At 41.1% G+C, this 24,092-nt stretch carries 19 protein-coding genes; 15 read left to right on the plus strand and 4 right to left on the minus strand.

Going from position 1 to position 24,092, the window contains the following annotated elements:
- The first annotated feature begins 111 nt into the window (after nucleotides 1-111).
- A complete protein-coding gene (locus AC1D69_RS20435; RefSeq protein WP_495457981.1) occupies nucleotides 112-1,020 on the plus strand; it encodes a DMT family transporter in 909 nt (302 codons plus the stop codon).
- Here the strand turns inward: AC1D69_RS20435 and AC1D69_RS20440 are convergent.
- Nucleotides 1,001-1,297 (minus strand): hypothetical protein, encoded by a 297-nt coding sequence (locus AC1D69_RS20440; protein ID WP_495457982.1) that lies wholly within the window; start codon nucleotides 1,295-1,297, stop codon nucleotides 1,001-1,003. The two genes, AC1D69_RS20435 and AC1D69_RS20440, sit on opposite strands and share 20 nt — an antisense overlap.
- The gene (locus AC1D69_RS20445) at nucleotides 1,284-2,228 is read right to left on the minus strand and encodes an ArsR/SmtB family transcription factor (RefSeq protein ID WP_495457983.1); all 945 of its coding nucleotides are present in this window, start codon (nucleotides 2,226-2,228) and stop codon (nucleotides 1,284-1,286) included. The genes AC1D69_RS20440 and AC1D69_RS20445 overlap by 14 nt, the downstream gene beginning before the upstream one ends.
- 144 nt (nucleotides 2,229-2,372) lie before the next feature.
- Here AC1D69_RS20445 and AC1D69_RS20450 point away from each other — a divergent pair, with 144 nt between their 5' ends.
- The 8 genes from AC1D69_RS20450 to AC1D69_RS20485 all read left to right on the plus strand — a co-directional run bounded on the left by AC1D69_RS20450 (nucleotide 2,373) and on the right by AC1D69_RS20485 (nucleotide 15,111).
- Nucleotides 2,373-5,126: a glycoside hydrolase family 2 protein gene (locus AC1D69_RS20450; RefSeq protein ID WP_495457984.1), complete on the plus strand. Its 2,754-nt coding sequence runs from the start codon at nucleotides 2,373-2,375 to the stop codon at nucleotides 5,124-5,126.
- A 213-nt stretch (nucleotides 5,127-5,339) separates the two neighbouring features.
- On the plus strand, nucleotides 5,340-6,278 hold the full coding sequence (locus AC1D69_RS20455; RefSeq protein WP_495457985.1) for an ArsR/SmtB family transcription factor: 939 nt from the start codon (nucleotides 5,340-5,342) through the stop codon (nucleotides 6,276-6,278).
- 292 nt (nucleotides 6,279-6,570) lie between these two features.
- Entirely contained in the window at nucleotides 6,571-7,923 is a 1,353-nt protein-coding gene (locus AC1D69_RS20460; protein ID WP_495457986.1) for an ABC transporter substrate-binding protein, read from the plus strand.
- A gap of 79 nt (nucleotides 7,924-8,002) precedes the next feature.
- Nucleotides 8,003-8,890, plus strand: coding sequence for a carbohydrate ABC transporter permease (locus AC1D69_RS20465; RefSeq protein WP_495457987.1), 888 nt, complete (start codon nucleotides 8,003-8,005; stop codon nucleotides 8,888-8,890).
- A 2-nt stretch (nucleotides 8,891-8,892) separates the two neighbouring features.
- Nucleotides 8,893-9,699 (plus strand): carbohydrate ABC transporter permease, encoded by an 807-nt coding sequence (locus AC1D69_RS20470; RefSeq protein WP_495457988.1) that lies wholly within the window; start codon nucleotides 8,893-8,895, stop codon nucleotides 9,697-9,699.
- Nucleotides 9,696-10,763, plus strand: coding sequence for an acyltransferase family protein (locus tag AC1D69_RS20475; protein ID WP_495457989.1), 1,068 nt, complete (start codon nucleotides 9,696-9,698; stop codon nucleotides 10,761-10,763). The genes AC1D69_RS20470 and AC1D69_RS20475 overlap by 4 nt, the downstream gene beginning before the upstream one ends.
- Before the next feature lie 5 nt (nucleotides 10,764-10,768).
- Nucleotides 10,769-12,529, plus strand: coding sequence for a glycoside hydrolase family 2 protein (locus AC1D69_RS20480; protein ID WP_495457990.1), 1,761 nt, complete (start codon nucleotides 10,769-10,771; stop codon nucleotides 12,527-12,529).
- Between the two features lie 170 nt (nucleotides 12,530-12,699).
- A complete protein-coding gene (locus AC1D69_RS20485; protein ID WP_495458062.1) occupies nucleotides 12,700-15,111 on the plus strand; it encodes a family 43 glycosylhydrolase in 2,412 nt (803 codons plus the stop codon).
- A gap of 108 nt (nucleotides 15,112-15,219) precedes the next feature.
- Here AC1D69_RS20485 and AC1D69_RS20490 read toward each other — a convergent pair whose 3' ends face one another.
- Nucleotides 15,220-16,281 carry a type I restriction endonuclease gene (locus tag AC1D69_RS20490; protein WP_495457991.1) on the minus strand — a complete coding sequence of 354 codons (1,062 nt, stop codon included), beginning with the start codon at nucleotides 16,279-16,281 and terminating at the stop codon, nucleotides 15,220-15,222.
- A 329-nt stretch (nucleotides 16,282-16,610) separates the two neighbouring features.
- Here AC1D69_RS20490 and AC1D69_RS20495 point away from each other — a divergent pair, with 329 nt between their 5' ends.
- From AC1D69_RS20495 to AC1D69_RS20520, 6 genes are all read left to right on the plus strand, one after another.
- Nucleotides 16,611-16,835: a hypothetical protein gene (locus AC1D69_RS20495; protein WP_495457992.1), complete on the plus strand. Its 225-nt coding sequence runs from the start codon at nucleotides 16,611-16,613 to the stop codon at nucleotides 16,833-16,835.
- Nucleotides 16,836-16,919: 84 nt separating this feature from the next.
- Nucleotides 16,920-17,759, plus strand: coding sequence for an HNH endonuclease (locus AC1D69_RS20500; protein WP_495457993.1), 840 nt, complete (start codon nucleotides 16,920-16,922; stop codon nucleotides 17,757-17,759).
- A gap of 532 nt (nucleotides 17,760-18,291) precedes the next feature.
- On the plus strand, nucleotides 18,292-19,557 hold the full coding sequence (locus AC1D69_RS20505; RefSeq protein ID WP_495457994.1) for a hypothetical protein: 1,266 nt from the start codon (nucleotides 18,292-18,294) through the stop codon (nucleotides 19,555-19,557).
- Nucleotides 19,558-19,568: 11 nt separating this feature from the next.
- Complete coding sequence (locus AC1D69_RS20510; protein ID WP_495457995.1) at nucleotides 19,569-20,186, plus strand: hypothetical protein; 618 nt, start codon at nucleotides 19,569-19,571, stop codon at nucleotides 20,184-20,186.
- Entirely contained in the window at nucleotides 20,167-21,261 is a 1,095-nt protein-coding gene (locus AC1D69_RS20515; RefSeq protein ID WP_495457996.1) for a hypothetical protein, read from the plus strand. The genes AC1D69_RS20510 and AC1D69_RS20515 overlap by 20 nt, the downstream gene beginning before the upstream one ends.
- A gap of 288 nt (nucleotides 21,262-21,549) precedes the next feature.
- Nucleotides 21,550-21,735, plus strand: coding sequence for a hypothetical protein (locus AC1D69_RS20520; RefSeq protein WP_495457997.1), 186 nt, complete (start codon nucleotides 21,550-21,552; stop codon nucleotides 21,733-21,735).
- A 290-nt stretch (nucleotides 21,736-22,025) separates the two neighbouring features.
- Here the strand turns inward: AC1D69_RS20520 and AC1D69_RS20525 are convergent, their stop codons facing one another.
- Nucleotides 22,026-23,654, minus strand: coding sequence for a DUF2075 domain-containing protein (locus tag AC1D69_RS20525; RefSeq protein ID WP_495457998.1), 1,629 nt, complete (start codon nucleotides 23,652-23,654; stop codon nucleotides 22,026-22,028).
- Nucleotides 23,655-24,092: the final 438 nt, after the last annotated feature.

Consider the following 24,092-nt stretch of genomic DNA (forward strand, 5'->3'; position numbering starts at 1 on the left):
CAAGCCAAGAAATCTGAATACGGATTTTTTGGCTTTTTTCTATTAGCTGTAGAGTGTTGTCATATGGATGTTATAATAAGGAAAAAATATAGAGCGAAGAGGTGCAGCATCTTGCAGAAGAAGAGTGTGTACTACGGTGGTCTTATATTGGTATCGGCTATATGGGGACTTAACTTTGGGTTGTCACGCCTGGCCATGGATGTTTTTGATCCGGTGCTATTGGCATTTCTAAGGTTCTCGTTGGCTGTTCCATTCTTTTTCATATTGCTCAAAATGAAGGAGAAAAGTGTTGGGTTGCCTCTTGGGGTGTTGGTAAAGTTAATGGGTATTGGATTAGTCGGTATCACCCTGCTTGAGATTATGGTGCTATACTCCATCCAGTATACGACGTTGGCTAATGCCTCCCTGCTCAATGTAGCACCGTGGCCAATATTCGCAGCGTTATTCGCTCCATTCATTACGAAAGAGAAGGTAACCGCTCGACTTCTGATCGGGGGCGCTATTGCTATGGTTGGGGTCTATTTCATCATCAGTGGGGGGACAGGGTTCGAATGGTCTTCCAAGCATATGGTCGGAAATCTTATGGCTCTTGGCGTCAGCTTCATCGGAGCACTATTCAATCTGTCATGCATGCCACTGATGAGAACATACTCAGCTTTGCGTATAAGCACTTGGTATATATTTTTTGGTGCGCTATTTATGTTCCCTCTAACTCTATCATCCTGGGGAAAAGTAGCATGGGCAAACTTAGGCGCTACCGAATATTTGGTGGTCGGTTACAATGTCATCTTCTGTACTGTTATTGCTTTTGTCGTATGGAATGCCTGTATGTACCAAGTAGGAACGGCTCGATCTAACTTTTTCCGCTATGTCGTCTCAGCCGTTGCTGTCCTGATGGGATATATGTTCTTTAAGGAAAGTGTGGGCTTATGGCAGATCATTGGGGCAGTATTTCTGGTTGGTGGTTTGATATGGATTACTTCTGAGCGGACTGAGAGTGCTATTGCTGTAAAACTCTAGTTAAGCTTGGGGATGAGAGCAAACCCTCTATCTTGATATGGGGATCGTGATCATCACGATCGTCTTTGTGAGCAACAACTTTGCATTGTAATACTCCGAATCCGAATCTTTTAACTGGCATGATTAATGCATCTCCCGTGAAACCAGACTGAATATTCTTACATAATAATACATATTGAGTACAGTAACAGATCCCACCACGCCTCTTCACAATGCGTACCATGGTGGGACTTTTTTTATTTAGGGCAGCAAATGCATCCAGCTTATGGTCGTTCACGTTCAGAACGGCGAGTAAAGGAGAGCACGATATCCTGGGCATGGTCACCGAAATGGCTGCCGAAGAGATTGAGACCGCGCCTGTTAACCGCATCCTCTCGTATTTCGAAACGGAGCCGAATAGGTTTATTAAAAGCCAGATCGAGCATGTCGAGAGTTGTTGGAGAAGAGGGAACATGGTTAATCTGACTGCCTTTACTTGAAATGCTCCATTCGGTCAGCATACCGTATTCCGTTCCACTCTTCCATCGTTCTGGTGTTAGCTTGCCTTTGCGATCACCGAAGTCGGAAGGACAAGTATAAATGCCGACGAGCTGGTCATTGATGGTTAGGGTAATATCAGTTGCCCAATCCTCACGGAACGAGGACGCTTCTGAACATAGTTCTGCCGATATACGAATCTCATCCAGTATGACGCCTGGGGGTAGAGGATTGGCGAAATAGTATTCGACATAACCGGATTCTGCGAACCATAGTAGGGATGCATCGATTCGATCCGGCATATAGAATACTCGTGGATCATCCTGGGATCCGATAACACTCCCGTCTTTTCCTGCCATGCCGCAGGACGGTTGTATAGAACAGTTGGAGAACATGCCGATGGGCATATGTATCTCTTCTGTTGGATGTAGTCCTTCTCCTGGTTTCGAAGGAAGTTCAAGTTGGATAGCACGGCAAGTGACCGAGCATATTTTCTCACGGTTCGCACCCTGTGTGGAGACGATCAGATTTACCTGCTCCAGTGTTTGTACGTTGATAGAAATAGTGGGCTGGGCTACACCAAGGACCTCGGCTAACTGACTGACACTCATCGACCTGTCACCAAGTGCTTCAAGTATACGAACACGGACATCTCCAGATAGCGCCTTAGCTACGTCCAAGATACGCGATGCTGGATAACGAATACTTTCTTGTATTATTATTTCGCTCATAAATTGTTTTCCTTTTCGTAATGATGGAATGAGATTATTGTACAATGAAGATTGGGTATTGTAAAACTATAATAAACATTGCGAAAAACATATACTGGTGCTAAAATGGGCTCAACTTCACATTTGAAAGGTTGTGTTCATGTAATGAGTACTTCTGTATTGAATTCTGAAAGTCTGAACATTCCTCGGTCTGAACATCCCCATCCGCATTGGCAACGTATGGATTGGATGAACTTGAATGGTCAGTGGTCATTTTGTTTTGACCCCAACGATGAAGGGATTAGAAGTCAATGGCATACCAATCATGAAATCGCTTACAATTCTTTGATTACGGTTCCTTTTTCTTGGGCAAGTCCTCTATCTGGAATTGGCAGTGATACTAAAGGGATAGGCTGGTATCGCCGTACTCTGACTTGGCAGCCTTTCGTACAAGGTTCACGACTATTTCTGCGCTTTGGAGCCATAGATTATTCTTGTGATGTGTGGATTAATGGTATGCATGTCGGTTCTCATCAAGGTGGTTACGGCTCATTTGAGTTCGAAGTTACTCAGTCCTGGCAAGTTGATTGCGAGAATACGATTGTCGTAAGAGTAGAGGATTTCGATCACGATGATCAGGCACGTGGCAAGCAGGGATATGGAGAGATTCGCGGGATATGGCAACCGGTTTGGTTGGAATCCCGACCGCAAACGTATGTGAAGGATGCTAAATTTGTAACCTTCATTGACGGACAGGTTGAAGTGACGGCAAGAATCACAGCGCATGAAGCTGGAACAGCAGAATTAACGCTGCAATTTGCAGAGGGTTCTATCCAGCATAGAGTAAATCTAGACCTTGTAGCAGGTGAGAATGAAATTAAGATCTCTTTAGTAGTGAATAATCCCCAGTTGTGGAGTCCAAATACGCCTTATCTATACGAAGGGGAAGTGCAGTTATCAGGATGTTTTGGCACAGATGTAGTGAGTACTTATTTCGGAATTCGTGAAATCCAAACCGTTCGCTTCGAAGAACGCGGATATCGCTGGATTACATTGAATGGCAAGCCCATTTATTTGAATGGTACCCTTGACCAGTCCTTTAACAAGACAGGTTATTTCACTTATCCGTCGGATGAAGAAATGCGGGATGAAATATATCTCATGAAACGTTTGGGGTTGAATTTTGTTCGTATTCATATCAAGCCTGAGGAGCCACGTAAGTTGTATTGGGCCGATAAGCTAGGTATTCTCGTTATGGAAGATATGCCTTGTTTCTGGGGTAACCCGGATGAAAAAGCGCGTACATCCTATGAAAGGGAAGCACTTGAGATCATAGAGCGGGACTATAATCATCCATCTATTTTCTCATGGGTTATGTTCAATGAGACTTGGGGACTGAAGACAGACGCTAAAGAAGCGGGCGTGACGGCTGACATACGACAACAGAGCAGTTATCTGCCGGAGACGCAGGAGTGGGTCCGAGAGAAATATCACTGGGCCAAGCGGCTTGACCCAACCCGGATTATTGAGGATAACTCACCATGCAACTATGATCATGTCGAATCGGATATCAATACATGGCATTTGTACATTAATGGGTATGATCAGCTTCGTTCCCATCTAAACGAGGTTGTGGATAAAATATTTGTGGGTTCTGACTTTAACTGTATCGGCGGTAACGTACAATCCGATGCACCGCTAATGAACAGCGAGTGCGGCAACGTCTGGGGTATTGAAGGTGGAGCGGGTGACAGTGATTTGGCATGGCATTACCGTTATATGATGAATGAATTCCGTCGACATGATAAGCTGTGCGGGTTCGTATTTACTGAATTCCGCGATGTTACGAACGAGTTCAACGGCTATTACCGGCTTGACGGGTCCGATAAAGATTTTGGTTATGATGCCTTTGTACCTGGCATGACCATTGCTGATCTGCATTCACCGGATTTCATCGTTATCGATGCACCACCGTGTCAATCCGTGGAAGCAGGCATGAAGGTTAATGTTCCTCTGTTGCGTTCTAGCTTCTGTGACCAACATCATGGGGGGAAGCTTCAGTTGAAGTGGGAACTGTGGTACGACAATATGGGTACCCGAGTTGTTGCAGAGTGCGGACATATTCCTGTGAAGTGGGATAGCTTCGGAGTAACTCCTCTTCCGACTTTGACCGTTACTATGCCCGGTCAGGACGCAGTGGCGGTGCTCGCCATTTCCCTGATCAATGAAATAGATGATGTTCTTACCCGTAACTTCATTACGTTTGATGTAAGAAGTAATAAAGAGGACGGAGTATTTGAAGGGAAAGGTGACTTTGTAAGTATTCCAGTAGGGAACTTTATAGAACAGACCTTTAAGCACCAGTGGGGAGCTATTCAGGGTGGAAAAGTCAACGGTGCTGGAGAAGGAAGCTACGTATATGACGTCACTCTACCGGATTCAACGGAGAAGAAGATGATTGGTGAAATTGAAATTATGTTCGAAGCAGGTGCTAAGCGAGTGCTTGCGCGCAATGTTGAAGGAGCAAAGGACAACGAGATGGGGATGAGCGCCATGCATGGTGCTGATGCGAAAGTGGAATATAATCCGAATACGTATTATATGACCGATGATGTGCGTCACCCTTCACAAGTCAATGTTCTAGTTGATGGTATACGGATTGGCTCATTGTATTTACCGGACGACCCGGCCGATAGTAGAGGGGTATTGTCATGGCATTATCAGGGGGTTGCGAACAAGTTAGACGAGGCAGGTTCTTATGGTTATTTGTGCAAGGTGAATGTTCCGGGTCAGTTAGCTTCCAAGCTGGATCGTAACCGTTCTTTCCGCCTGGAATTGCAAGCAGAGGTAGGCGGGATCGCTTTGTATGGCCGTAATGCTGGACGTTACCCGTTTGATTTGCTGATTCGGTATAACTAATCAAATCTTACAGTTTTCTATCGTTTTTATTACAGGAATATTGTTTATATTGTATAAGAAAACCGGCATATTAGGTGTCGGTTTTTCTGATTTCACAGGAGAAATGCTTATCTGCTAACGATTATCTGATATATTTAATATTATTGCTTTAATACAGTTTATTGTAGTAAGGTACTTAAGAGATGATGTATGTAAATTTCGTAGGAGGTTCTTATGCTAGAAGTTGGTATACACGAAGCGGATAAGTTGGTTCAGGTCGCTCACGCCCTTTCAACGCGATCCAGAGTCGACATTCTTCGCCTTCTTAATACACGGAGCATGAATATTATCGAAATTGCCGAGGCTTTGCAGCTTCCAGTTTCGACGGTCGCCAATAACGTGAAGGTGCTCGAAGCGGCCAGACTGATTAATACCGAACTACTTCCGGCCGTGCGCGGGGCCATGAAGGTATGCAGCCGGAATTATGACGATATTCTGATTGGGTTAAATTCGATTGTCCGATCAACAAGGGACGGAATGAAGTTGTATGAGGTGGAGATGCCTATTGGGCATTATGGTGATTGTGAGGTTCACCCGACATGCGGGATGGCTACACATGAAGGAATGCTGGTAAGAGAGGATGAACCAGCCAGTTTCTATCATCCGAAACACGTGGCGGCTCAGATCATCTGGTTCCGCAAAGGGTATGTGGAGTATCTGCTTCCCTTGGAGATCCCCCAAAATGCAAAGATTCAATCGATTGAGCTATCGATGGAGATGTGCTCGGAGGCGCCCAATTACGACAATGATTGGCCATCGGATATTTCAGTATGGGTGAACGGAACAGAAATCGGAATGTGGACCAGCCCTGGAGACTTTGGAGACCGACGGGGCGTGCTGAATCCGTCATGGTGGCTCGATTGGACGACTCAATACGGATTGCTAAAAACATGGCGCATCGACCAGGAACGAACTACGCTGGATATGCAAAAAGTGTCGGATGTCACATTGAATGATCTGTATTTGAATCAGCGTCCGAGCCTCCGGGTCCGGATCGGAGTCAAGTCGGATGCGGTTCACAAAGGCGGCGTGAATCTCTTCGGTAAACAATTCGGAGATTACGATCAGGATCTAGTCATGCGTGTATCCTATACCATGGATGAGCTAGAATAAGAGAAACCATCATTTCATACCGAAATGATGGTTTCTCTTATTCTAGGTTAATAATTGGGCATGTATTTAGGAAAACTTGTCCTTTTATTATAGATCGAGATAGGGACTTGCATCATTCATTACAATATATTTGTAATGAATGGGTTAATTAATAAAGTGTTACAATAAAATAGTTTGAAAGCGTTGACAAATGATATATTCGGCTTTATATTAGCTAAATAGGTACAATAAATGTGTAATAAAACAATATTGATGTTTTGTACCTTCACCAAAAGTTATAAGGGGGGTCAACATGAAAAAAAGCTTTGGGATCATGCTTGCTTTATTGTTTTCTTTTTCCGTGATTTTAAGTGCATGTAGTGGCAGCAATAATGGCAACTCGGGAAGCAACAATGGAGCAGCGGGTACAAATGACGGAACGACCGGCCAAAATAATGAAAGCGCTTCAAATGGTGATGGAGAGAAGGTTACCCTGTCATTCTGGACGTTGTTCTCGGGCGGTGACGGCGACAATATGCAGGCGATGATAGATTCCTTTAACAAGGAACATCCTAATATTCAAGTTAAGAATACGAAGCTGGAGTGGGGAGAGTATTACACGAAGCTCATTACCGCAGTTGGTAACGGCAATGGTCCGGATATCGGTATTTCGCATATTTCCCGTCTACCTGACCTGATCAACCAAGGAGTTGTGTCCGAATTGGATGATGTGGCTACCGAAGCTAGTGTAGACTGGGCAACCTTTAATCAGAATATTCTGGATGCTTCCATCGTGGATGGAGCTCATTATGCGGTGCCAATCGATACGCATCCATTCATCATGTACTACAACAAGAAATTGCTGAAGGAAGCGGGAATGCTTGATGAAGCAGGCAAGCCTATTATGGAACAGTCGGCAGACGGGTTCATCACCTTCTTGACTACGCTTAAAGAGAAATTGCCTCCGAAAGTAATGCCATTTGCTATGTCAAACACAAATGACGACCCGTTCCGTCTGTGGTGGTCGCTCTACTCCCAATTAGGCGGCAATGACGTGGTTTCCGATGATCTGAACTCGGCGCAGATCGATACAGATAAAGCGGTTCAAGCGGCTCAGTACATTCAGGACTTATATCATAAATATAAAGTGATTAAATTGAACGATCCCGACTTCTATAAGAATTTCCAAAGTGGCACGGCAGCCATTATGATGACAGGTGTTTGGGCAACAGGGACTTGGGAATCCACGAAGGATCTTGAATTCGGCGCGATGCCGATTCCTAAGGTATTTGACCAAGAAGCTACCTGGGGTGACTCACATACGGTAGTTCTTCCGGTAACAAAGAAAGAAGATCCGGCGAAACGGAAAGCGGCAATTACTTTCGCCAACTGGCTTGCGGACAACGGTCAGGTCTGGGCGAAGGCTGGCCATATTCCTTCCAAGCCTTCCGTCTTTGAGAAACAGGAATTTAAAGATCTTCCATATCGTAGTGACTATGTATCTGTAGCTTCTACTGTTAAATTCAGCAAAGCATCTACGAAGAATTGGCAAATACGCGATTTGGCCATGTTTAAATACTTGAACGAAGTGTGGGCGAACAAATTGACTCCGACAGACGGAATTGCCAAAATGACAGATGAAGTGCAGAAGGTATTAAACGAATAATAGATCAAGGTAATGAATTCGGCAGACTTTGCGGCATTTGCCGTAAAGTCTGCCGGTCATATGGGGAGGTAATACGCTTATGAAAATGAAGAAATTGAGAGTAGATGTGCAGGCATTACTGTTCCTGCTCCCCTTCTTGGTCGTTTATTTCCTCTTTACCATCTGGCCAATGATCAAGGGCGTGGAGATGAGCTTCTATAAATGGACGCTTATCAAGAAGATGAAGTACGTTGGATTGGGCAACTATGAACGGATGTTTCATGATCAAGATTTTTGGGCATCCATCTGGCACTCTACGATTTTTGTAATCATCACAACACCGTTAATGATCATATTGGCAATTATTTTGGCACTCATAGCCAATCGTAACTCCAAGCTACAAAGACTTTACCGCAGCGTGTTCTTTATTCCGAGTATCCTTTCCGTGGCGGTTGCCTCCTTTCTAGGATTGTTTGTTTTTCAGCCTTATACGGGGCTTATAAATTCTTTGCTTCATTGGGTGAAGCTGCTTCCTGAAAGTTCGGAGATCTTTTGGCTGTCAGAGACGAATTTGGCTTGGATCGCCATCTCGCTATTAACATTATGGTGGACCGTCGGTTTTAACTTTATTTTGTACTTATCGGCAATGCAGGATGTACCGGATGAGGTCTATGAAGCGGCGCGTTTGGATGGAGCGAGCGATTCACAAGTGTTCTGGAAAATTACGCTCCCACTGCTCAGCCCGATTACCAAAACGATAACCATGCTGCAAATCATAGCCTCTTTTAAAGTGTTTATGCAGATCTATGTCATGACTGGCGGGGGTCCGTTGGATGAGACTCGTCCTGTCATACAACTGATTTGGCAAACGGGCTTCCGTAAGAATGACCTTGGATATGCATCCGCCATGTCCTATATGCTATTTGTTATTCTTCTTATGCTGTCTGGTCTGCAGTACTGGATGAATAACCGGAAGGAGGTTGACTAGCGATGAAATGGTTCTATCGGATTGTTTCAATGTTTATGGCCATATTATTTGTTTTTCCACTGATCTGGATGCTTGTGGTATCGGTGAAAAAAGAAGGCATGAAAATTACGTCCGTAGTGGACTGGTTCACACCACCGTATTCCTTCGCTGTCTATCATGAAATTATTTCAGGAACGAAATTAATCAATTGGTCTTGGAACAGTTTTTTTATAGCCGTTTGTGTAACCTTATTGACCCTGATGATCTCTGCAATGGCCGGGTTTGCATTGTCCAAGGTTCCGTTCAGGTACAGGACGTTTATGTTTTTTTTCGTCCTCGCTGGCCTGCTTATTCCAGGGGAAGCGATCCTCATTCCGCTGTACCAGGTAGCCAAGGATATGGGGATTTTGAATTCTTACATGGGACTGATATTTCCGGCTCTAGCTTCACCCTTCGCCATTATAGTGCTTAAGAGTTTCTTTGACGGAATCCCGAACGATCTGCTAGAAAGTGTTCAGATGGACGGCGGCGGTCTCTGGCGGATATTCGTAAGTATCATGCTTCCGCTTACCCGTCCCGCGCTCGTATCGATCGCTATTCTAACGTTTATTGGCTCTTGGAACAATTTCCTCTGGCCGTTCTTATCAGTTACCGATGACAACCTGTTCACGTTACCGATGGGGATTCCTACATTAATGAACCAGTATACGGAAGATTATGTGAAGCCCATGGTTATAAATGCTATAGCTTCTCTGCCGATCATGCTTCTATTCCTGATATTTGAACGTCAGATCATCAAGGGAGTCAGTCTCTCGGGAATTAAAGGATGAGCGGAGTCTTAACGGCTACGGATCAGCGTGAAAGAGCGATTGATATATTCAAGGGCCTGTTAGTGCTTGGGATGGTGTATTGCCATTGCTTGCAATTCTTCAGCGACCAGATGATCTTCCCGCAAGGGCAACAATTTATCGACGTCATTAACTTGATCACGTTCTCAGGTTTTGTGTTCAGCTTCGGTTACGTATGCCAGTTGGCTTACTATAGCAAGCCGTTCTCGCGGGTATGGCACCGTATGTTGGTAACGGCAATTAAAACCCTATTAGCCTTTTATGTTTCCGGGACAGCATTTCGGTTGTTTATTGATACACGTCCGCTGGAATGGAATACGGTTAGGCCGATCTTGCTACTGAGCGACATGCCGGGCTGGTCAGAGTTTTTGTTATCCTTTACTTATGTGATCGTTCTCGGTTTGTTGTTGTTTGTTCCATTGAAATGGGTGATCGGACGAAAATGGGTCGGGTTCTCCATGGCGGGAATCCTGCTGTTGACCACATTTATTCCTTATGAGGCGATCCATGTGGTTGCTTTGGCTCCTTTGCTTGGTACAAGAGATTTTGCTTCATTTCCAGTGATACAATATTTCTCTTATTATCTGCTAGGCATGTTGTTTGCCCGCTATCGAATCGCTTGGGACTTACGTGTGCTGGCTGGAGCAGTCATTGCCTCGGGTGCTTTTGTCTGGAAGTGGCTCTCGTCGGCGAATGCTTCCCTGCCTGAGCGGTTTCCACCCTCGATTTGGTGGGTCGTTGGGCCGGCATTATTGTTGTACGGATATTATCTTGTGTCTCGGTTGATGGAGAAATATCCGCTTCCGTTTTTCCCGCTGGAGGCGATGGGGCGGAATGTACTTTGGTACCTAGTCATGAGTAACGTACTTATCTTTGCGCTGAAATCAAATCAATCTCAGTTACTATTGGGGTTGCTGGATACGTTGTGGATGGGACTTGGGCTGCTTGGGGTCATCGGATTCAGCATATGGATTATTACCAAGCCAACGCGCCGCACTGCTCATATAAATAAAACTAAGATATACCTATTGGAAAAGAAGGAGTAGAAACAATGGCTGACCAACGAGTACGCAATGAATATCCCCGGCCACAATTTATACGTGAGGCATGGATGAGCTTGAACGGGGAATGGGAATTCGATTATGACGACGAAGGGATGGGGGAGCGAGAAGCATGGTATGAAGATCATGTGTTCGGTAGTGAAATCAACGTACCGTTCTGTTACCAGAGCCGATTAAGCGGAATAGGTGATACAGGATTTCATGATATAGTCTGGTACCGGAAAGTATTTTCCTTACCGGACAATTATAAAAAGGGACGCATGCTCCTTCATTTTGGCGCCGTAGATTATGAAGCGAAAGTATGGGTGAACGGGAAGGTTGTAGTGCAGCACGAAGGTGGACATACGCCGTTCCATGCCGACATTACAGATGTCCTTACTGAAGGTGACAATACCGTCGTTGTAAAGGCAACCGATTACAGCCGGGATGTGACTTTGCCACGGGGCAAACAGTACTGGGAAGAGAAATCCGCGGGGATATTCTATACACGCACAACTGGAATTTGGCAGAGTGTATGGCTTGAACCGGTATCGGAAATACATATTGGGAGAATCCGGTTGACTCCTGATATAGACGCAAATAATATTGCATTGGATGTTTTTCTGACCGGTTATCGCCCGGGAGTCGTGGTTAGCGTAAAAGCTACCATTACATTTAACGAAGAATTTGTTGTGGAAGATACGTTTTCGCTGCGACATGAGTCAGCCAATCGGCATATTCATCTTGAAGATTTCAACGACCATGGTCTGGGACGCTGGTGGACGCCTGAGAAACCGAATTTATATGATCTGGAATTAACTTTAAGTGTAGACGGTGTGGTTGCGGATACGGTGAAGAGTTATTTCGGCATGCGAAAGATATCCATAGAAGATGGAAAATTACTGCTGAATAACCGCTCCTATTTTATGAAAATGGTGCTGGATCAAGGTTATTTCCCAGAGGGTATATTGACTGCCCCAAGTGATGATGACCTGCGCCGGGACGTGGAATTGACGAAGGAAATGGGCTTCAACGGAGCGCGCAAGCACCAGAAAATTGAAGACCCGCGCTACTTGTATTGGGCGGATCGCCTGGGACTGCTGGTGTGGGGAGAGATGGCGAATGCTTATCAATTCTCGGAGTCATATGTGGCGCGAATGACCAAGGAGTGGATTCAGGCTGTGGAGCGGGATTATAATCATCCGTGTATCGTGACCTGGGTGCCGATCAATGAGAGTTGGGGCGTGCCCAATATTCTGGTTGATAAGCAACAACAGCAGCACGCATTATCGGTCTATCATATGACGAAATCACTAGATCCGACGCGTCCTGTCATTTCGAATGATGGATGGGAGTTAGTGAGCACCGATTTGGTGACGGTCCATGATTATGAATGGCGACGCGAAGTGTTGACGGAGCGGTATGCTACCAAGGATGCGGCACTAAGCGCCCAACCGGGTAATCGGTGGATTCTGGTCCCCGGCTTCCCTTATGCAGGTCAACCGATTCTGGCAACGGAGTTCGGAGGTATCTCCTTCAAGAAGAATGAGTGGGAAGGATGGGGATACTCCGGGGCGGTGAATGAGGAAGATTTCGCAGAGCGGTTGAAGAACATCGTGGAGCCAATGCTGCAATCTCCTGTCATTCAAGGATTCTGCTACACACAATTCAGTGATGTGGAGCAGGAGATTAACGGCTTGTTGACTTATGACCGGAAGCCGAAGCTTCCGCTGGATATGATTCGCTCTATAGTAGAAGGAACTCGGAGTTAATACGACAAACGGCAGATTACGTTATCTAACGATCTGCCGTTTTTCTTTTGAGGGAAAGGAGGATAGTTGCTATGCGCTTTGGGAAATGGCTGGTGATCGTTATACTGCTGCTAGCAGCGGGGGCTTGCTCACCTGTGGAGCAAGAGCCGACCCGGACTTGGAGTAACCCTATGTCATTACCGGATGAATGGGAAGAGTATGGACTTGGAGACCCCTTTGTTTTTTCATTTAACGGGTATTATTACTTGTACGTGAGCACGCGAGATACCGATGCTGGGGTTAAAGTATGGAGCTCACCGGATTTGATGGATTGGACGTATCGCGGATTGTGTACGGAGGATCCGGTTACAACAGCTGCGTATGCGCCCGAGGTCCGGTACTGGAACGGCAAATTTTATATGTATACTTCCCCGGCGGGAAATGGCCATTATGTGCTGGAAAGTGAGACGCCCGTGGGACCTTTCCGTGTGGCGACGGACAATTTCGGAAGAACGATCGACGCCTCGACTTTCGTGGACGATGACGGCACCTGGTATTTCTATTATGCGGGAACTGGAGGGATAGATGCTGCACCGATGGATTCACCGTTGTCTGTAACGGCTGCTGGTGCTCCCACAGGAGCGTATATGGATGGCTGGACTGAAGGGGCAACAGTATTTAAAAGAAACGGGTTGTACTATATGACCTATACCGGAAATCATGTGTTCAGCAATGGTTACCGGATCAATGCGGCGGTCAGTGAGTCGCCCTTAGGGCCATTCAAGCCGTTTGAAGAGAATCCCGTCTTGGTACGAACGGAAGGGAAAACGGTCGGACTGGGTCATAACTCGCTTGTCACCGGGCCGGATCTCGATTCCACGTACATGATCTATCATAATCTGGAGGGACCGGGCATTGTAGGGCCACTGCGCCATATGAACATGGACCGTCTATTCTGGGACGGTGACAGATTCTCTGTAGCCGGACCCACAGACACGCCCCAACCTGCTCCGGCTTTGCCCGTATTTTTGGACAGATTTGAGCGGGATAAACTCGGCAAATCGTGGCTTGAATCGGGGAAAGGAAAATGGTCGATCGATCGCGATAAGGGAGCTGTTGTCCAAGCGGCGGATACGACTGGCACAGCTATGATACGGACTAAATCCGAGACGGAGTCTGAGTTTACGGCAGAGTTTTATCTTCGCGCGGAGAGCGAAGCGAAAGCGGAGTCTAGGATTGGAGGCGTCTTCTCATACAAGGATGAAAAAAACTACGGAGCGGTATGGTTAAATCCCAAGATGGGTCGGATGGAGCTGACTGAACGTTCCGGCGGGACAGATCATATCCTTGGAGAAGCTGATCTACCCGAGGACTTTGATTACAGTCAGTGGCATAAAATCCGGATCGAGCATGCTCCTGCCGGGATTGTTGGTAACGCCAATCTGCACGTATATATTGACGAGATGCAGAAATACGCCGGATCGTCGGCGACAGGTGGAGGCGCTATCGGTTATGCTGCGGTTGGACTGGATGTGTGTTTCGGTTACGTCGCGTATAGCAATGATGTGAACGGTAGCAGCGACGGAAGGTCCTATCAGCCGTTGCCGGGACAAGTGCAAGCGGTTCATTTGGAGGAAGGTAAGGAAGGTGAAACCTATGGGGTTACACAGGAAGTAGATGCGGATGCCAAATCTCCATATCGCCCGAGCACTATGAGTATGGAGAGCGATGGCAACGGCGGTTACGTACTGTCCGGATTGCAAGCGGGGGACTGGGCGAACTACTTAGTGAATACGGGGGAATCCGCGCCGTATTCGATTCGGTTCCGTATCCGTCCTCTATCGGAGAGTGTGGGATTCCAACTGGTTGACCAGGATAACAGGGAGATTGCGGGATTCTCGGCAGCTCAGGAGGAAGCGGGAGAATGGCAGACGGTATCCTCAGGGGAAATCATGTTGCCAGCGGGGCAACAACGCTGGAAGCTGAAGATTACAGGTGGAACTCTGGACCTTGACTGGTTTCGGGTTGAGCGTTACCAGTCTGTCGAGAAATGGGAGGATAACTTTGACGATGGCAATGATTTTGGCTGGACTCGGTTTGAAGGCATGTGGTCCGTGAAGGATGGAGAACTGCGGGCTTCTTCGGTGTCACCTGCCAAATCCTTGGCTGGCGAACCCGACTGGTCCGATTATAGCGTTCAGGCCGATCTACAGCGGAGGGAGAATGAAGGGCGAGCGGGTCTGCTCGTTCGGGCTACGGAACCGGCAAATGGGCTGGATCAGAATCAGAACCGGTCCGATTACGTCCGCGGATATTACATTTATGCCGATGCCGAAGGTTTGCATCTTGATAAAATCAACTATGGCATTATCCCATTAAAAAGCGTGGCCTGGGGAACGAATGCTCCTGGAGCGGATGGCAAGTTTCATTTAAAGGTGTCTGTGCGAGGTGCAACGATTGAGGTATATACGGGCAATTCAAGCGAATCGGTCCTTTCTTATACCGATCGCAGTGCTTCACCATTTCTTCAGGGACGGATCGGTCTGCAGAGCGAAGATGTTGCGGTCCGCATAGATCGGATCGGGGTAGATCTGTTACATTAAGAGTGGATAATCTTTGATGCGAGATAAAAAAACCGAGAAATCCATAATTAGGAATTCTCGGTTTATGTTTTACTATAAGATGTTTAGTCGCAAGTAGCATAGTATTGCTTACACAAACCTACTTGCAACTTCATGGAGTTTATCACGAAGCTCACTAATATGAGATACATTTGATAGTGTAATCGTTGTCTTCTGTTCATCATTAAATTGTATATATTTATTGCTACTGTTAAACCCTAATCGGCAGACCCACTTGCGAATGCTATTATCGATTAGAATGTTAAAATAGCTTAGATTATCTCGATAGCTGATTCTTTCAGAATCAATAATATCTTTAAGAAGTATTTTGATTGTTACATACCCTTCCAATTCTTCTTCGGTAGTTACAACTTCCGCTTCAGAGACTATTTCTTTAGTGGTAGCGCTCTCGCCTTCTGCTTGTACTGTTACACTGTCATTATTATTTAAGGCTGCTTTTATTTTATCATTCATCATGTCATTAACAAATTCTTTGAGAGATTTTTTGACGATAAGATTAAACTTTTCAATAACTTGTTTTGTTTTTTTACCAGTATAAACATCAGATAGAATAAAAGATACGAAATCATCGGTAGGATTATCCCACTGAGATTTAAGGAAGTTTTTAATTTCATTTGTATATTTGAGTTCAGATGCGGTCGTAATAATATCTTCAATGTTGAAGTTTTCTTTTCTGAATTTATATAGTTCGCTTAGTTGATTGTCACGGATATCCAATAGATTGAACTCGAAAAACGGGACAGTGTCCATTTTGTTCTGTTCTTCTAAATCTGTATAAAAGCGATAGGTTAATCCGTTGGTAAGTATAGCGAATTTGGCCTTTGTAGTTCCGAAATATCTGAATAATTGAGAGTCATGTTTAGTTAACTTCTCCTGAATAGATTTTGCTTCTACTAGAATCATAGGTTCGCCACTCTTCATAATGGCATAATCGACTTTTTCACCTTTTTTGATGCCTACATCCGCAGTGAATTCAGGCAAAAACTCTTCAGGATTAAAGACATCATAATTTAGAAGTTGGAAAAATGGCATAATTACAGACGTTTTAGTAGCTTCTTCTGTTAATATGCTATCTTTTAATTTTAGTACTCTATTAGCAAAGGTCTTTACTTGTTCCGGAAAATTCTCCAAATTGCACACCCCTTTTGGTTATTTTTACCTATGTAATTCATTTTATCATATTAGGTCTTAAGTAGGTGATTTTTTATTGTATTTAGAGAGGACCGAGAGATAATATAGACAAATAATGTACATATGACTAGTTTCTAATAGCTATATTTTAGGGAGGTTATCCCTCCCCTTTGTCGAATCCTCACTAATAGACATATCATCCTACTCCATCGCAAAAGAGGTTACTACATGAAAAAAGAACTCTAAGAGCAAATCATTAATAATATAACGTCGCAGCAGTTTGCTGCCTAGACCCCAGAATATATGAGATTGGAAGAGAAGCGCTAGATGTGGAAGAAGCGTGGAAGATGTTGTCCAACTATTTGGCGAGGGTACCCCGTAGGGCACTTAAAGTCGTACGGGAACAAAGCAGCGACGGAGAAGCGGTATTGGTGCAGATTCGGATTTGTAAGGATATTATCGATACATTGAAGAACACGGTAGGGCAGGAAGAGTACAATGAACTCCGGTTATATGAACAGGGTGAAGTACCCACTTACGTGTATTCGAAATAAAATCATATCCGTGAGATCAAGGATGAAAAGGTAATTGCTACCTGCGGACATTCCAATCGCAAAAAAACTTTGAGAGGTGTTACTATGAATTTTGTTCCGTCCTATAAGATTGGTGATGTTGTGGAAAACGGAGATATTGTTAGCGAATTTAAATGTGGGAATATGGGTGGAATGCGTCGATCCAAACAAACAAACACATTAGTTATTATTTCTGATCATACAAAAGGATTGTATGATGATAAATGGTTTAATGATGTTCTTCACTATACAGGCATGGGAAAATCCGGTGATCAAGATAAGAGTTTTATGCAAAATAGGACTCTTTCAGAATCGGCTTCAAATGGAGTTGAAGTTCATCTGTTTGAGGTGCTTGAACCTGCACAATATATTTATAAAGGGGAAGTTATATTATGTGATGAGCCATATCAGGAGGTTCAAAAAGGTGAAGATCATGTATTGAGAAAAGTATGGATGTTTCCGATTCGTTTAAAATCAGGAGAAATAGTGATAGATGAAAAAGTTGTAAAAGAACATGAAGAAAGGAAGCAACGGCATGCTGGAAAGCTATCGACTTTAGAAGTGAAACGTAGAGCTGAAGACAGCCAAAGTGAAAGGGTTGCAGTCAGATCCGTTAAATCATCAGCCTATATGAGGAATCCATATGTATCAGAGTTTGCAAAGCGATTAGCGAATGGTAAATGTCAATTGTGTGGAGAGAAAGCACCATTTCATGATAGAAATAAAAAACCATATTTAGAAACACACCATATTGAATGGCTATCTGAAGGTGGGGCGGACAGTATTGATAACACTGTAGCCCTATGTCCAAACTGCCATAGGAAGATGCACATCGTTAAACTAGAAAGCGATAGGATGTTACTCCAGGCAAAAGCAAAAGGTCTATTGGAGGGGTATTCTACATGAGTTGTTGTATCAAGGGTACATATCCGATTTCTTATTGCTGACAGGAATGACTGGTTAACAATAATGAATAAAAACTACCAGGTATTTAGCTGTGAAATTCCAAGTGTAGAACAAATACATGCGTAGTATTAGATTTCTGAAAAGGCTCTTTTTTATGTATAAAACTTGGCAATGGTATAAAAAGGCATATCACCTTCTTCAAGGAGGTTCTAATGGGAACACAGTAACATTCAATATAGCAGGCCTCCCAATTTTTTTATGGGTGGATAACTAGTTAAACTAAAGAAATGTCTGACTATAGGGCAGTGCATTACAGTCACTCGACAATAGAGTAAACCCTATGAAAGTCAATTACCTACATCAGATACTATCAAGAATAAATAAGATCATTAGTTGCAACTGAATGAAATTTATAGTATAAGTAGCCCCCTCTAAGGGTGGTCATTAAGAAAATCCGTGTGTATCAATACTAAGGTATGTTATTATTTGGATATTATTATTAATAGTATGAGTCAAATTGGGGGACAAAGATTTGAACACTTTGGGTGTGCTTAGGAAGTTTTTTGGGAAATCTAATCGAGAAACTGTTGAAAAACTAATGAGAGAAAAAGGGGTTTACCCATCAGATAAAAAAATTAAAACGAAAAGAGAGTTATTACCTCATTTTTTGAAACTTTCAGAGGTTATAAGTCTTGAAGAATTAAATGATTTTGTTGAACTTGCTGTATTTGTTAAAACAAGAGGGCTTCCAGCATATACTCACAAATTAGCTGATAATAATTATTTTAGTAATAAATCTCCAGAAGAATATAAAAGTAAATTTAATTGTACAAATAATCCGATTTCAGACATTTACACTGTAACAACATCATTAGTTAAAGATTCACAAAATAATTATTTTGAGATACATTTTATTGTTAAAAAGTATGAAGAATCTTGGAGAAATGGTGAACTTAATATTGAAAGTTTATCAGCAGTTTATAATTCAAAAGTAACTATAGATTTAGAAAATAATATTCTTACAATTATTTGTGGAGATGATGAAATTCATGGAGTAATTGAGAAATTTATTGGCGTTGTATTCAGATTACCAATTCAGACATACAGAATAAAAGATACAAGAAGTACATTGTCTTGGACAGATAATGCAAGTTATAAGACTGCACTTTTTCTTGATTTTATTTTTAATCGATTAAAATCAAAAGATATCGAATCAACTTTCTCACATCTGAAATTCAAAGTTAGTAGTGACGATATTAAAGAGGTGACGATTAATGGGAAAAATATTATAGCATCATATCTTGCATGTGAATATGTCGTGTTAGGTAAAGATATTATTCAATTCAAGACTGTTATGCAAAAAGATTATCAAACTTTTACATGTAATTTCGAACTTAAAACTAGTTCAATGGATATATTGAAAATTGTTATTCTTGATCTTCAAGACGAAGTGCTAAAGGATAGTGTCATGAATATAATTCAAAGAGAGTATATCTCCATGTGTGAAAATGGGATTTATGACTTAGAATCAACAAGAGAATTACTTAATGAAATATACACTCGATTTAATGATAAAGACAAATTATTTAATGAAGTTATAGAAAACAATATTATTTCAGTAGTTACACATATAACTAATCTATTAAACTTTATTGAAAAAAAAGAACAATCAAGAAATGAATTGATGGAAATGCGTGAAAACATCAATATTCTATTTGAAACTCTAGATTTAAAGAATAAGAAAGTACATATTAGGGAGATATCTTCTTGGTTGACAGAAGAAGAATTAGAAGTTTAGGGGTGTGAAACTTGTTACTATTTGATAAAGAGTGTGTCTGTTTCAAGTGTAGCAATCCTGATATAGATTTTTTTTCATTGAAAGTTAATATGTTTGATGAATTTGTAATAACACAGTCCAATACTGATACTATACATGCGAGTTATAACTGGATTGATACTGTTCGTTATAGTGATAAAGTGATAAAAAGAACTGTAAAATCAGTTTTTTTGTGGTTTTTCAAAGAAGAATCACTATTATATATTTTTACTAATTCAGAAAGCAGTTCATTTTATGTCAAAAATAAATTGAATGAATATTTTAATGCACAACTAATAAAAATAAATTTATTTGATGTTGTTCGTCATCATCTAATTAAATCGAATAATCAATCATTTCAATTATCTAGTTTATTAGTTTCCAAAATAAGTGGAGATAGAAAAAGATTGGTTTCTATTAAAATAGATAGGGAGAATAATGAAAGATTAAGTGAATTTGTTAATGAGGAAAGTTTATGTTGTATCAATCTTATTGACAATATAAATGGACTACATTTTAATATTGATTGTGCTTCTGTTATTTCTTTTAATGACACATCAAAGATAAATCAGATTGGTGAGGTTCTGAAGAATGTTAATAAATATGCTTAAAACAATTTTAAGATGGTATTCAACAATAATTTTACTCGTAATTATTAGTAGTAGCATTATTATTTTCTTTTTAGATATACCTGTAAAATTGCCTAATGATTTTAATGAAAAAATGGAAGTATCAAGCTGGATTTTTTCTGGAGTTATATCTCTAGTTTCCTTCCTCTCATTGTTTATAACTTTTGTATATGATAATAAATTACTAGTAGCTTCTAGGTATTTAAAGCAAATCTTGAAACCATATGGCCTTGATTTAGAACAATATAGAACAAGTTTAGTTGAATATGAACAACATGTATCTAAAGGAATAACAATTACTGCTGTTTATTGGATAATTTTCATTATATCCGGAGTCTCAATTCTTATTTGGGGTATTTTTCTAAAGTTATTAAATACCACCTTTGTATTTTCGTATGATAATTTATCTAATCTTTGTTTAATTGTTATGTGGTTGATGCTATCTATACTATTATTGTTTCTATCAGTATTTCTGAATTTAATTAAAAATAATAAGAATCCGCTCGGAAGTGGTTACCTTCCCAGTCCAAAGGTATTAAATGATTTTGATTTTATATTCAAAAACGAAAAATCTAGTGACATTAATGAGATATTCTCAATTATCTGTCCTAGACTAGAATTCTATGAGAATCCTACTGGACAACAAGAATATGATTTGAATATTATGTTTCCAGTACAACTAGGGAATTATAAGTATGTGTTTAAAGTGTTTAATAATAATAGTAAAACTGTATTGAGGTGTTATGGTTACTTGGGAGTAAGTTCTGGTTTAGGTGAGAAATTGTATATACCTTTATCTATTGATATTTCTAAGGAACTCTATAATGAGATCAAAGCGGGAAGGGCAGAACTTAAAATTTACAATTCCAGTAATCAAGTTATGTCTAGGATTAGTTTATTAATAACTAAGGGGTTAAATGGTAATGTGTACTACAGCCATGTTAATAGAGTTATCACTTATATAAGAGAAGAGCGTGATCTCGATGTTGGTCTTATAAATTCTATTAGCATTAACACTCATAGTTTTCAAAACGAATTTATTACAACATATAATTAATTTCAAAAATATTGTAAATATAAGTTACCAATCTTAATCTAGATTAAGATTGGTAACGGTAGAATGTATTCATACCTAAACACTGATAAGAGAACAAAGTTTCTTACGAAATCATCTATAATTGTAAAAGAGTTCTAGTGCTGTTATGACAATTGTTCTTGAAATTAGTTAGAGCTTGGGTTAAATTATCTATCAAATTGATTGATAAGGAAGCACCTATTCAATCACAGTCTATTAAGCTGTGGTATGAACAGGTGCTTTGTTACTTAAAAAAGGAGGTAATGATCAATGAGAATTATTACAACAGATGCTGATTTGCAGAATTGTATTTATTTTGATCAAGAAGTTGAGGTCTGGATAGAAGGCGAGTTAGATATGATTGGGAAAATAGTGAGATACACCGAGGATATAGTACAAATGAATGATGTGAAATACATAAGAGAGAATACTTCTCTAAGTGTAGAATCTATCTAATGAAGATTAGATTAATGTAATAACAGAACGCTTAGATTTGATTCATTTGTTGGAGGATACTCGCTTAGGTCATCAAATTCTAATAGTATCAATCTCAGCAATTCAAAGCAAACAATAATACTTAAATTAAGGAAGCGATATATTACAATAATCATAATTTCTAAAATTATGGTTATAACCCCTTTATCCGCATTGTTATTAGTTAAAAGGGGAAGAGGGGCTAGTACAAACTACGCCCCTCCTTTTCACTTGTGGAGAGTGTAAAGTGAAATCCATCTCTCACATTTTTTTCACTCCATTCTTGATTTAAAGAATCTCTCTGTATCCTTATCCATGAAGTGTACATAGCAGCCTTTCATTCCACGCGTTAAAAGAACCCTGTAAGTGTTTTTCACTAATTCAACAAATTGTTCCTTAGAGCGTTTTACAACAGTGTCGTAGGAATGTTCTTTATGCCCTGCCCAAGATTGACAATCAAAATCATAGGTTAGGTCCTTCCCGAATATGATGCCTACATAATCGAATTCAAACCCTTGTGCAGTATATACACAACCGACTTGGTTAATTCCATTAGGATCATAAGCCCATAAAGATGATTGAGGAATACTTATATCCAATCTTCTAGCACCAGGTTTAGCATTCCATGGTCTATTAAAGTCACCAACTATTACATCTTCAATTAGCGTTCCATCCGGATTTGGTTCTGACCATTTCCAACAAAAACCTGCTGTTAATCTTGCAGAGTTTCCTACGCTAACTTTCTCTTTTATTGCATTGTCTAAATCTACTGGAGAATTAAAAACCTTAAACTCAAAATCATCATTTGAATCCCAAATAACATTTGCAGTTTTTTTAATGGATAGTGTATTGTTAATCCAATTTATGAATCCATCTGAACCGTTACATCTGAATTGTGCATCTAGTTCTTCCAGATATATTTGGCAATTGTTTTCTAATGCATACTTAGTGATGTAAGATACAGAACCAATCTCATCTGGTCGCACTACTTGATCATCATCAATGAAAAAGACAGAGACTTTGGAGGCGTTAATAATTTCTGCAATTTGAGGTAGATCAGTTCTGTGTTCCTTCTTCATGAATCTATTATTACTAGTCTTCCTAATTCGATGCGCCTCGTCACAAATTAATACGTCTATTTCATTGTCTTTTGCATCCATATAGCTATTAAAATATTTAAACTGAGCACTGCCTCGTTTGCCGATTATTTCACGTAAAGTCTCAGTAAATGCTTTAGAACCAGTGGCATAGTGGGCATTATACCCATCTAATAATAGGTCTGCCATTAGATTAAGAGCAATAACCGACTTGCCCGTTCCAGGACCGCCTTTTATAATAACAACTTGTTTCTGTTTATCATGAAATCCATCTCGAGCAAAGGCAAATATCTTATCATAAATTATTTGTTGCTTATCCAATAAGATATACTCCGAATTCCCTTTTATTGTAGTACCTACATGATCCATTAACTTCTTACTTGCTCTGTATTTACTGTTTTCAATTTTATTGAGAATTTCCATACCATCACCGCAACTTACCTTTGACTGAAGATAATCTTTTAAGTTGTTAACATCGTCTCCTGTGAATAACGGATATTTGTTTAATGATTCGGTAAACTTATCGGCAAATATCACATCATCTGAGTAATAGTTATAATTATGTAGATAGGCACAGGAATATAGATCAATAGGATTATCTCCATCATAAAATGCAGTGAGTGTGTCTTGTAAGTACAATTGATACTGCCCAACCTGTACTGAGGGATGAAGAAGGTCTTTTTTTGAACCGGCCACCCATGTAACAACCTCATTTTGACCATTCGACTCTTCGCAGCGGTCCCATTGCTTAAGCTCAATTATTACGGCATTCTCTGCTCCATCAGCATTTTTGCCAGTAATCATGCAATCCAGCCTCTTGGAATTAATGGGTAATTGGTACTCAAGGAAAATTCCATTGTCGTCGGTTAAGTCTGAATATTGAAAAATTTGAGAAATTGCTCTCAGGGAATTCTTCCAGGAGTTAACTTCAGAGTCTGAGGGGAAATATCTGAAATGAAGAAAGAAGCTTGATTTTAATTTTTCAGCAATTTGATTCTGGATTGTGTCTTCTATAAACTGTGCAGATGTTCCCGAGTATAGTTTCATTTTGATGCACCTCGATGTTATTATTTAGGCTTATAGGGAAGTCGATATTCGCAACTGAAGTCTTTCGACAAAAGTTCACAGTAATCCTTCACATGACGTTAAGGATAAAGCTAACTATTTATTAATTTCAAATGAAATCATTTCTTAGTAACTAATTTAAGTGGTATGTTATTAATAATTAGTGCACTTTAGTTA

It is taken from the genome of Paenibacillus sp. Y301 (assembly GCF_059445505.1).

Excerpts from the sequence above, each read along its gene's own strand:
- AC1D69_RS20445 (WP_495457983.1), bottom strand. The coding sequence starts at position 2,228 with ATGAGCGAAATAATAATACAAGAAAGTATTCGTTATCCAGCATCGCGT.
- AC1D69_RS20450 (WP_495457984.1), top strand. The coding sequence starts at position 2,373 with ATGAGTACTTCTGTATTGAATTCTGAAAGTCTGAACATTCCTCGGTCT.
- AC1D69_RS20455 (WP_495457985.1), top strand. The coding sequence starts at position 5,340 with ATGCTAGAAGTTGGTATACACGAAGCGGATAAGTTGGTTCAGGTCGCT.
- AC1D69_RS20460 (WP_495457986.1), top strand. The coding sequence starts at position 6,571 with ATGAAAAAAAGCTTTGGGATCATGCTTGCTTTATTGTTTTCTTTTTCC.
- AC1D69_RS20465 (WP_495457987.1), top strand. The coding sequence starts at position 8,003 with ATGAAAATGAAGAAATTGAGAGTAGATGTGCAGGCATTACTGTTCCTG.
- AC1D69_RS20470 (WP_495457988.1), top strand. The coding sequence starts at position 8,893 with ATGAAATGGTTCTATCGGATTGTTTCAATGTTTATGGCCATATTATTT.
- AC1D69_RS20475 (WP_495457989.1), top strand. The coding sequence starts at position 9,696 with ATGAGCGGAGTCTTAACGGCTACGGATCAGCGTGAAAGAGCGATTGAT.
- AC1D69_RS20480 (WP_495457990.1), top strand. The coding sequence starts at position 10,769 with ATGGCTGACCAACGAGTACGCAATGAATATCCCCGGCCACAATTTATA.
- AC1D69_RS20485 (WP_495458062.1), top strand. The coding sequence starts at position 12,700 with ATGTCATTACCGGATGAATGGGAAGAGTATGGACTTGGAGACCCCTTT.
- AC1D69_RS20500 (WP_495457993.1), top strand. The coding sequence starts at position 16,920 with ATGAATTTTGTTCCGTCCTATAAGATTGGTGATGTTGTGGAAAACGGA.
- AC1D69_RS20515 (WP_495457996.1), top strand. The coding sequence starts at position 20,167 with ATGTTAATAAATATGCTTAAAACAATTTTAAGATGGTATTCAACAATA.
- AC1D69_RS20520 (WP_495457997.1), top strand. The coding sequence starts at position 21,550 with ATGAGAATTATTACAACAGATGCTGATTTGCAGAATTGTATTTATTTT.
- AC1D69_RS20525 (WP_495457998.1), bottom strand. The coding sequence starts at position 23,654 with ATGATTACTGGCAAAAATGCTGATGGAGCAGAGAATGCCGTAATAATT.